This window comes from Flavobacterium sp. (genome assembly GCF_028712645.1).
Lineage (GTDB): Bacteria > Bacteroidota > Bacteroidia > Flavobacteriales > Flavobacteriaceae > Flavobacterium.
In genome coordinates, this window is sequence record NZ_JAQTPQ010000148.1 from 1 (window position 1) to 8,718 (window position 8,718).

Consider the following 8,718-nt stretch of genomic DNA (forward strand, 5'->3'; position numbering starts at 1 on the left):
TTCTTTGGTTTTTTCGTTAATAGAAACGGTTTCTTCAAAATAGGAGTAAGGCACTTTTAAAATTGGACCATAAAGGAAGACACTTTCGCCCCATTTATCGTTGATTTCGTTAATGACTTCTTCCTGTCGTTGCGACCTTTCGGTGATTAAATTTTTTACAAATTCGAGCGGAATAAGTAAAAATAGTGTTAGCAAACCGACCATCATCATTTTGGCAGTGTTGGATTGAAAGAAGCTAGTTTCGTTTTGATTTTCAGGTGTTTCCATGAGTTAAAAATTTAAAGGATTGATATTGAATACGATTAGAATGTACAGGATTGCAATAGGAATGTTTGCCAAGAGAATCAAGATTTTAATGGCGATATATTCTCTTTTTTTTGGTAAAATAATAAAGTGATAAGCGAGGTTGAAAAACATTATTCCATTGACAAGAATTGCAAACAGAACATACAAAAGTCCAATGAATAAAAGGTTAAAGTTAGATGGCGCAAGTTTTTGAATTAGCAATAAAACTGTTCCTATTGCAAAGGAAACAATTGCTAATTCAGTTGAAAATCTTCCAAAAAGTGGTGGTTTAAAAGTTGAGTTTTTCATAGTTTACGATTTGTAAAGTACTTTGAATTTCAAAGTAAGTGATTAAAAAAATAGTGTTACTTTTTTTGAATTAATTTTTCCAATGCGTCAATATGATCTTGAAACGCTTTTCTTCCTTCTTTGGTAGCCCTGTAACTGGTGTTGGGTTTTTTGCCAATGAATTGTTTTTCGATAGCGATATAATTTTCGAGTTCCAATGCTTTGGTATGGCTGGCCAAATTCCCATCGGTAACGCCCAAAAGTTCTTTCAGTGTACTAAAATCAGCCGATTCATTCACCATCAAAACCGACATAATTCCCAGTCGAATTCGATGATCAAAAGCTTTATTGATATTTTGGATGATATTTTTCATAGTTGTTTTAAAAATTGAAGCAACCTTTTTTGATGTTTAAGTTTTTTGATTTATAAAAAAACGGCAACTTTTTTTTATTGTTACAAGAATAATAAAAAGAAATACATAATAAATCAGACTATAAATTATTCCAATGATTGGTGCAAAATTTCTTCCAGTATCTGATATAACATTACGCATTGCTAATTGTTGTTCGGCAGTTATCTCTTTACCGTTAAAAAATCCATCACCATTTAAATCAAACGAATTTAACTTATTTTTTAAAATATAATTGGTTGTAAAGATCATTATGATTATTGACAGGTAAAATAAAAATGAAGCTACTATTGCTATTTTATTAGTTGAAATTTTTTTGTTTAAATATTTTCTATTTATGTAAAATAAAGCTAGAACTATAATTATTTGAAGTGACAGAAAAATTAATAATTTCATCATATTTTTAATTATAGATTTAAATCTAGGATTATTTTCTATCGTATTTAAAATACATCATACTTCCATAAAGAATATGGCAAATCCCGAAACCTAAAGCCCAAAATTCTAAAGCATATCCTGAAAATTCAGTGGCAAAAAGTCCAAGAACTATTATGGTGATTCCAAGATATCTCACATCTCTAAAAGTGTATTTACTGGCATTGACACAAGATAATCCGTAAAAAATCAAGGTAACAGGAGCAATCAAACCATAAACTCCATTTTTAAGTAGGAGCAGGGCAAATATTCCCCCAGTCACAAGAGGAATCAAGAAGTTAATAACCATTCTTTTGGATGTGGTATTCCAAACTTTTTCTCCTTCTTTTTTAGCTTTAGAAAAAGTCAAAATTGTTGCAGTAGCAACCGAAAATAAAAGAACTAAAAAAGCAGTAAGCACAATTAATCTAAAAGTTTTGCTTTCTAAAGTGATGTAATAACTTTCCTGATTATTGATTAATTGGTTGGCAACAAAGGCTCCAATCAAGGCATAAACACCGGCCAAAACTCCAGCCAAACCACTCAAGGAAATAAATTGTGATGATTTATTCATCATCATTTTGATTTCACTAATGTCTTGTAAATATTTTTCTTCCATTTTTAAAGTACTTTGAATTACAAAGTAAATGATAAAAAAAATAGTTGCCAAAAAAAATGACAACTATTTTTTAAAATAAATTATATTTTAAAAATTCCTCCGAATGCAATTATTTTTTCAAAAAACAAAAAATGTTGCGAAGCACTATCTGAAGCACTTTGTGTTGTGCGAATGTCTGGCATATTGATATAACCACCTTTCAATGCTCCTTCAAGAGTGAAATATTTGAAAAAAGTCAGGTTGATACCCGCTTTTACAGATGTTCCATAACCAGATACGTGAAAATCATCGTGTCTTTCTTTTCCCATAAGTGTGCAATTGGTTTTTGGATACAATAGACCAAAACCAAAGCCTTCGTTGATACTTACTTGGAATTTATCAGTATTTTTTATACCCAATAAATGAGATATATCATCCTGTCTAGCGAGTTCAGTATAGATATAATTTAAACCATCAGTATGTTCAAACATCAAAAAATCTTCGGTCAATACAGTTGGTGTATTATTGTATCCTCCATTAAATGGTGGGTTTCCATCTATTAGTCCTGTGATATTTGCAATTTGGTTTTGAGTCATTACATATTTCATATGGTCAATTCCTATGGAAATAGTATAATGATCAGTTACAAAATAGCCTAATTTAAAATTAGTTTGTGGAATGGTCATTCTACCAGGATTTATATAATCTATTTGCCATCCTTTTGGTTTGTCTTGTGCCAATGCATTATTCACAACAAAATTGTAATCGCTTCCCTTAAAATGGATATCTGATTTGGAATAATTGTCTCTGTTTCCTCCCCAAGAAACTGTAAATTTCCCTTTGTTATGGTCTGTGTATCTTTCCTTTTTGATGGAATCGTTTTGGGCGAATGTAGTAGCGGAAATGAAGATAATCAGAAAGGCGATTTTTATACTATTTGTTTTCACTTTATAAAGTTTTAAATTAAATTAAAATTGATTGATGGTTTTTCTAATGGCGACTAACTTCGTCATCAAGGCTTCAAAATAATCCAAATGCAACATATTGGCTCCGTCGCTTTTGGCATTAGCAGGATCAAAATGAGTTTCTATGAAAATTCCATCTACCCCAACTGCGATTCCTGCTTTGGCAATGGTTTCAATCATATCAGGTCTTCCGCCTGTTACACCAGCAGTTTGGTTGGGTTGTTGTAAGGAATGGGTTACGTCTAGAACTGTGGTAGCATAGTGTTGCATTGTGGGAATTCCACGAAAATCAACAATCATATCTTGGTAGCCAAACATTGTTCCACGGTCTGTTACCATCACGTTTTGGTTGTTACAATCCAATACTTTTTGGACAGCGTGTTTCATACTTTCGGGACTCATAAATTGTCCTTTTTTCAGATTGACCACTTTTCCTGTATTAGCAGCAGCTACAACCAAATCAGTTTGGCGAACTAAGAAAGCTGGAATTTGCAATACATCAACATATTCAGCAGCCATTGCTGCGTCTTCGTTCGTGTGAATATCCGTAACAGTTGGAACTCCAAAAGTTTCAGAAATTTTTCGAAGAATTTTTAATGCTTTTTCATCTCCAATGCCTGAAAAACTGTCAATTCTAGAGCGATTGGCTTTCTTGAATGAACCTTTAAAAACGAAAGGAATTTCTAATTTGTCAGTAATTCCAATGAGTTTTTCGGCAATTCGCAACGCCATTTCTTCACCTTCGATGGCACAAGGTCCTGCCAAAAGAAAGAAGTTTCCGCTATCAGTATGTTTTATTTGTGGGATATTGTGTATGTTCATAGTGTAGTTTTTGAAAGTGCAAAGATAGTTAGGATTTGTGATTTACTATTTACGATTTAGAATTAATTTTTCTTTGCAGTAAGTCCAACTGGAATCATTAATTCTCCTTTTTCATAGATATTCAAATAGAGTTTGATGGGATTTCGTTGACCTTCCCAACTTAATTCATACACATCTAGTAATCCTACTCCCATTACACTCCTTTTTGTGGGGAAAGGACAGCAACTTTCTATTTTAGTATAAGTGATTTTTTCGCCTTTTGGACCTGCTAGAGCATTCAAAAAACGTTGCTGATTTATAGTTTCATTTCTCGTATCAACATAAAATATATTGATAGGATAGTCTTGTTCATAACCGTATTTTTTGTCTTTACTGTATTGGGTTATGACAAAAGTATTATTAGCAGTGAGTGTTGGGAATGGGGCATTATCATTAATATTTTTTAGAGTTGATTTAGTGCTTATACAAGAAGAGAAAAGTAGTAAAATAACTAAAATTGAAACTATTTTTTTCATAATTCAAGGATGATTTGGTTTAGACTTTTAGAGGCTAATTTAAATAACAAATTTAAGTGGTATTGTTACCATAAACAAACAATTATGACTTAATTATTATGCTTATAAAAATAAGAATTCTTATTTTCGCCAAATAAAATAAATGTTATGGATATTATTTTTCAAACTTGGTCTTGGTATGTTTCAGGGTTTATGATAGGAATGGTGATGCTTTGCCTAATTTATTTTGGAAAAGGATTCGGAATGTCTTCTAATTTGAGATCCTTATGTGCGATGACAGGATTGGGAAAAAAGGTAGGTTTTTTTGATTTTGATTGGAAAGCCCAACGTTGGAATTTGATGGTGGTTTTAGGAGCCATTTTTGGTGGTTTTGTAGCTGCTAATTTTATGAGCGATACTTCTAATGTTTCTATCAATCCCAAAGCAATTGAACAACTTGCACAACTTGGAATCGATGCTCCAAACGGGAAATTATTACCTGATGCACTATTCGGAAATGATATTTTTCAATCTCCAAAAAGGATTTTGATATTAATTATTGGAGGTGTTTTGATTGGTCTTGGAACGCGTTATGCTGGAGGTTGTACTTCGGGTCACGCCATTTCTGGATTGAGTAATTTTCAAATTAAATCATTGAAGGCGGTCATTGGATTTTTCATTGGAGGATTGATTATGACTCACTTTATTTTACCATTAATTTTTTAGTTATGAAAGCATTAAAATATATACTTGTTGGTTTTGTTTTTGGAATTGTCTTGACAAAATCTGAAGCTGTTTCTTGGTACAGAATTTATGAAATGTTCCAGTTTCAATCGTTTCACATGTACGGAATTATCATGGTTGCCATCCTAACTGGAGTTATAGGAATTCAAATTATAAAACGTAAAAATGTAAAAGACATCAAGGGATTACCAATTGAAATTCTTGATAAAGAACCTGGTTCTACCCGTTTTTGGATTGGCGGAATAATTTTCGGATTGGGTTGGGCACTTGTGGGTTCTTGTCCAGGTCCAATTTTTATCTTGCTTGGTGCTGGTTTTTTACCTATTATTTTGGTGCTTTTTGGAGCGCTTTTCGGGACTTTTTTATACGGATTGTTACGAGATAAATTACCACATTAAAACAAAAAATATAACTATAAAAAACAGGACTCTCTTTATGAAAATCCTGTTTTTTTATGTGTAAAACTTGAAATTTTATACTATTTCTGCGCTTAAACCTGCTTCAAGTAATTGGGTGCATTGTGGTTTTAGTTTATCGAAAGAACCTGTTTTTACTGTACATTTTCCGTTGTAATGAACAATCAAAGAACATTGTTCTGCTTGTTCTGGAGTGTGACTACATACTCGAATCAAAGTTTCGATTACGTGATCAAAAGTGTTTACATCATCATTATAAACTACAATTTCGTTGTTTATAGAGATTGTTTCTTTTAGGCTAACTTTTTCTCTTATTTTTTCTTTAGTACTCATTTTTTGGATTATTATGGGTTTAAAAAAAATTTAGTGGATTCTATTTTTTCTTTTCAAAAACACAAAATGTAAAGTTTTGTACAGTTTCAAAAGGAGTTATATGGTCTTCTTTACTACATTTTAATTTTTTGAAACGATTTAAAAATTGATTTTCAAGTTCTGATTCTGAATATTGTTTAATCTCTAAACCACTGCATTTTTTGGGTCCATTTTCTGAAAAAGTGCCAATTATCAGAAAACCCGAAACCCATTTTTCAACTATTCCAGCATAAGTCTCAACTTGTTCTTGCATTGTCAAAAAATGAAATGCAGCTCGGTCGTGCCAAATGTCATAAGTCGTTTCTGGTTTGAATTCAGTAATATCAGCAACAATCCAGTTTATTTTCTCGGCATTTTTTCCAAGTCTTTTTTTTGCTTTTTCCAATGCCTTGGAAGAAATATCCAAAACAGTTATATTTTCATATCCTGCTGCTAATAAAAAATCAACCAATTTGCTGTCGCCACCACCTACATCAATTATTTTTGCAGATTTTCCAAGTTTGGTTTCATATATAAAATCAAGCGAAGTTTTAGGTTTTTCCTGTGTCCAACTTACTTCGTTAGGCTGTTTAGTTTCATAAACAGTTTCCCAATGATTTTTTCTACTGATTTCCATTTTTCGCAATTTCCTACTACTAATTTACGTATTTTAAGGATACCCAATTGTTTCTTTGGAACTTTTTAACATAAGTCAATCCTTTTTCTTTGCAAGAAGCATCTATAAACGGAATATCTTCTTCATAAAATCCGCTTAAAAGCAAGGTTCCTTTTGGATTTAAACAATCTACATAACTTTGCATATCGTTCAAAAGAATATTCCTGTTGATGTTGGCAATAACTAAGTCATATTTTTTGTCCTTCAATAAAGCTGAGTCACCTTCATAAACCGTAATATGTTTACAATTATTGCGTTCGGCATTTTCGATAGAATTCAAATAGCACCAGTTATCAATGTCAATGGCGTCAATAGGTTGAGCCCCTTTCATTTCTGCCAAAATTGCCAAAATCGCTGTTCCGCAACCCATATCCAAGGTTTTCATTCCTGTAACATCGATCTCTAAAAGATGCTGAATCATCATATGTGTTGTTTCGTGATGACCAGTTCCGAAACTCATTTTTGGCTCGATTACGATTTCAAATTCGGCATTCGTTTTTGGATGAAAAGGAGCGCGAACGTGGCATTTTCCATCTACATCAATAGGTTCAAAATTCTTTTCCCATTCTTCATTCCAATTCACTTGATCAATTTCTTCCATTGTATAAGAAATCGTGAATTCAGGAGATTGTAAAATGAATAAATCGTCAAGAATACCTTCTGTCCAAAGATCTTTTTGGATGTAAGCAACAATGCCCAAATCACTATCAATAAAGCTTTCGAAAGGAAGTTCACCCAGTTCTGCAATCAAAATTTCTGAACCGAGTTCTTTGGGTTCAACCGTAAAATGAAAGCCTAAATATATATTTGACATAAAATTATTTTTTGCAAAGGTAGGCAAATAACTTGTTTTCGAAAGAGATGTAAAATGAATTGAAATAAATTTTTTAACACAACTATTCATTTATCGAATGGATAATTCTACTTTTGCATACCAACTTTACTTAATTATGTACAAACAAGTCATTCGCCCAATACTTTTCTGGTTTGATCCAGAAAAAGTGCATTATTTTACCTTTTCGCTTATTCGAATCGTGTCAAAAATACCAGGAATTTCATTGCTTTTTAAATTAATGTACGTTGTTGATGACAAGCGATTGGAAACAGAAGTATTTGGCTTGAAGTTCAAAAATCCTGTTGGATTGGCTGCTGGAATGGATAAAGATGCTTCTTTGTATAAGGAATTGTCCAATCTTGGTTTTGGATTTATCGAAATTGGAACCATCACGCCGAAAGGGCAAGAGGGTAATCCTAAAAAACGTATATTTCGATTAACAGAAGATAGTGCTATCATCAATAGAATGGGGTTTAACAACGGTGGAGTTCAGGAAGCTGTAGAACGTTTAAAGAAAAATAAAGGAGTTCTTATAGGAGGAAATATTGGTAAAAATAAATTGACTCCAAATGAACGAGCTGTCGATGATTACCTTATTTGTTTCGATGCTTTATATGATTATGTCAATTATTTTGTGGTAAACGTGAGTTCTCCAAATACTCCAAATCTTAGAGAATTACAGGAAAAAGAACCATTGAAAAAATTATTACAAACATTGCAAAACCAGAATTTGACGAAGCCAAAACAAAAACCAATTCTGTTGAAAATTGCTCCCGATTTGACAGATTCACAATTGCTGGACATTATAGATATTGTAAAGGAAACAAAAATTGCTGGTGTAATTGCAACTAACACTACTTTGTCAAGATTAGGATTGCAATCCGTAGATAAAGTAGAAAAGGGTGGAATGTCTGGCAAACCTTTAAGAAGCCGTTCTACGGAAGTCATCCGTTTTCTATCCGAAAAAAGCAATAAAGCATTTCCTATTATTGGAGTTGGAGGAATTCATTCGGCAGAAGATGCCATTGAAAAATTGGAAGCTGGAGCGAGTTTAGTCCAAATTTATACTGGATTTATCTATGAAGGACCAGGATTAATAAAGGAAATCAATAATAAGATTTTAGAAAGAATGCAATAATCCAAATTGTACCAAAAGTCCTGTCAGTAAAGCTATTCCAAAACTTAAAAGCGTTCCGATAAGTACATATTCGGTCAGTTTTCTGTCTTTCGCTTCTTTTAAATCTCCAAAGCGAAAGATAGATTTTGCAGCCAATAAAAATCCAATGGCTTCAAAATGTCCTGTAAGTATAAAGCAAAAAACAAATAGTCTTTCGAATATTCCGATATAATTTCCAGCGTTTTCCAGCGAATCATCGTTTTTGTTTTTGCTTTCTGGAGTCCAAACCGAAATGATATTTTT

Annotated in this window: 14 protein-coding genes and 1 pseudogene; 3 read left to right on the forward strand and 12 right to left on the reverse strand. The window is 32.4% G+C overall.

The window, feature by feature from the left end:
* From PHC28_RS11825 to PHC28_RS11860, 8 genes are all read right to left on the reverse strand, one after another.
* Positions 1 to 267: inner membrane CreD family protein (locus PHC28_RS11825; RefSeq protein WP_300100508.1), on the reverse strand; the 267-nt coding region annotated here is incomplete at its 3' end.
* Between the two features lie 3 nt (positions 268 to 270).
* Entirely contained in the window at positions 271 to 594 is a 324-nt protein-coding gene (locus PHC28_RS11830) for a hypothetical protein (protein ID WP_300100511.1), read from the reverse strand.
* A gap of 56 nt (positions 595 to 650) precedes the next feature.
* The gene (locus PHC28_RS11835) at positions 651 to 947 is read right to left on the reverse strand and encodes a transcriptional regulator (protein WP_300100514.1); all 297 of its coding nucleotides are present in this window, start codon (positions 945 to 947) and stop codon (positions 651 to 653) included.
* A 36-nt stretch (positions 948 to 983) separates the two neighbouring features.
* Entirely contained in the window at positions 984 to 1,382 is a 399-nt protein-coding gene (locus PHC28_RS11840; RefSeq protein ID WP_300100517.1) for a hypothetical protein, read from the reverse strand.
* Positions 1,383 to 1,410: 28 nt separating this feature from the next.
* Entirely contained in the window at positions 1,411 to 2,016 is a 606-nt protein-coding gene (locus tag PHC28_RS11845; RefSeq protein WP_300100521.1) for a hypothetical protein, read from the reverse strand.
* A gap of 80 nt (positions 2,017 to 2,096) precedes the next feature.
* On the reverse strand, positions 2,097 to 2,942 hold the full coding sequence (locus PHC28_RS11850; protein WP_300100526.1) for a hypothetical protein: 846 nt from the start codon (positions 2,940 to 2,942) through the stop codon (positions 2,097 to 2,099).
* A 21-nt stretch (positions 2,943 to 2,963) separates the two neighbouring features.
* Complete coding sequence (kdsA, locus tag PHC28_RS11855) at positions 2,964 to 3,782, reverse strand: 3-deoxy-8-phosphooctulonate synthase (RefSeq protein ID WP_300100531.1); 819 nt, start codon at positions 3,780 to 3,782, stop codon at positions 2,964 to 2,966.
* 62 nt (positions 3,783 to 3,844) lie between these two features.
* On the reverse strand, positions 3,845 to 4,297 hold the full coding sequence (locus tag PHC28_RS11860; RefSeq protein ID WP_300100537.1) for a 2-dehydro-3-deoxyphosphooctonate aldolase: 453 nt from the start codon (positions 4,295 to 4,297) through the stop codon (positions 3,845 to 3,847).
* Positions 4,298 to 4,444: 147 nt separating this feature from the next.
* Between PHC28_RS11860 and PHC28_RS11865 the strand changes: the two genes are divergently transcribed.
* Together PHC28_RS11865 and PHC28_RS11870 are read left to right on the forward strand one after the other, a co-directional pair.
* Positions 4,445 to 5,002, forward strand: a complete 558-nt coding sequence (locus PHC28_RS11865) for a YeeE/YedE thiosulfate transporter family protein (RefSeq protein WP_300100541.1) — start codon at positions 4,445 to 4,447, stop codon at positions 5,000 to 5,002.
* A 2-nt stretch (positions 5,003 to 5,004) separates the two neighbouring features.
* Positions 5,005 to 5,418, forward strand: a complete 414-nt coding sequence (locus PHC28_RS11870) for a DUF6691 family protein (RefSeq protein WP_300100544.1) — start codon at positions 5,005 to 5,007, stop codon at positions 5,416 to 5,418.
* A 75-nt stretch (positions 5,419 to 5,493) separates the two neighbouring features.
* Here the strand turns inward: PHC28_RS11870 and PHC28_RS11875 are convergent, their stop codons facing one another.
* Genes PHC28_RS11875 through prmA form a run of 3 tightly spaced genes read right to left on the reverse strand, consistent with a single transcriptional unit; the run spans position 5,494 to position 7,277 of the window.
* Positions 5,494 to 5,769, reverse strand: coding sequence for an ATP-dependent Clp protease adaptor ClpS (locus PHC28_RS11875; RefSeq protein ID WP_300100549.1), 276 nt, complete (start codon positions 5,767 to 5,769; stop codon positions 5,494 to 5,496).
* Positions 5,770 to 5,809: 40 nt separating this feature from the next.
* Positions 5,810 to 6,424, reverse strand: a complete 615-nt coding sequence (locus tag PHC28_RS11880; RefSeq protein ID WP_300100554.1) for a class I SAM-dependent methyltransferase — start codon at positions 6,422 to 6,424, stop codon at positions 5,810 to 5,812.
* A gap of 19 nt (positions 6,425 to 6,443) precedes the next feature.
* Positions 6,444 to 7,277: a 50S ribosomal protein L11 methyltransferase gene (prmA, locus tag PHC28_RS11885; protein ID WP_300100559.1), complete on the reverse strand. Its 834-nt coding sequence runs from the start codon at positions 7,275 to 7,277 to the stop codon at positions 6,444 to 6,446.
* Positions 7,278 to 7,413: 136 nt separating this feature from the next.
* Between prmA and PHC28_RS11890 the strand changes: the two genes are divergently transcribed.
* Entirely contained in the window at positions 7,414 to 8,436 is a 1,023-nt protein-coding gene (locus PHC28_RS11890) for a quinone-dependent dihydroorotate dehydrogenase (RefSeq protein WP_300100564.1), read from the forward strand.
* On the opposite strand, the pseudogene PHC28_RS11895 reads toward PHC28_RS11890, so the two are convergent.
* Positions 8,419 to 8,718 (reverse strand): annotated as a pseudogene (locus PHC28_RS11895) (DUF3307 domain-containing protein); the annotation flags it as partial. The gene PHC28_RS11890 and the pseudogene PHC28_RS11895 sit on opposite strands and share 18 nt — an antisense overlap.

Excerpts from the sequence above, each read along its gene's own strand:
- PHC28_RS11830 (WP_300100511.1), bottom strand. The coding sequence starts at position 594 with ATGAAAAACTCAACTTTTAAACCACCACTTTTTGGAAGATTTTCAACT.
- PHC28_RS11840 (WP_300100517.1), bottom strand. The coding sequence starts at position 1,382 with ATGATGAAATTATTAATTTTTCTGTCACTTCAAATAATTATAGTTCTA.
- PHC28_RS11865 (WP_300100541.1), top strand. The coding sequence starts at position 4,445 with ATGGATATTATTTTTCAAACTTGGTCTTGGTATGTTTCAGGGTTTATG.
- PHC28_RS11860 (WP_300100537.1), bottom strand. The coding sequence starts at position 4,297 with ATGAAAAAAATAGTTTCAATTTTAGTTATTTTACTACTTTTCTCTTCT.
- PHC28_RS11875 (WP_300100549.1), bottom strand. The coding sequence starts at position 5,769 with ATGAGTACTAAAGAAAAAATAAGAGAAAAAGTTAGCCTAAAAGAAACA.
- PHC28_RS11835 (WP_300100514.1), bottom strand. The coding sequence starts at position 947 with ATGAAAAATATCATCCAAAATATCAATAAAGCTTTTGATCATCGAATT.
- PHC28_RS11880 (WP_300100554.1), bottom strand. The coding sequence starts at position 6,424 with ATGGAAATCAGTAGAAAAAATCATTGGGAAACTGTTTATGAAACTAAA.
- PHC28_RS11870 (WP_300100544.1), top strand. The coding sequence starts at position 5,005 with ATGAAAGCATTAAAATATATACTTGTTGGTTTTGTTTTTGGAATTGTC.
- PHC28_RS11890 (WP_300100564.1), top strand. The coding sequence starts at position 7,414 with ATGTACAAACAAGTCATTCGCCCAATACTTTTCTGGTTTGATCCAGAA.
- prmA (WP_300100559.1), bottom strand. The coding sequence starts at position 7,277 with ATGTCAAATATATATTTAGGCTTTCATTTTACGGTTGAACCCAAAGAA.
- kdsA (WP_300100531.1), bottom strand. The coding sequence starts at position 3,782 with ATGAACATACACAATATCCCACAAATAAAACATACTGATAGCGGAAAC.
- PHC28_RS11845 (WP_300100521.1), bottom strand. The coding sequence starts at position 2,016 with ATGGAAGAAAAATATTTACAAGACATTAGTGAAATCAAAATGATGATG.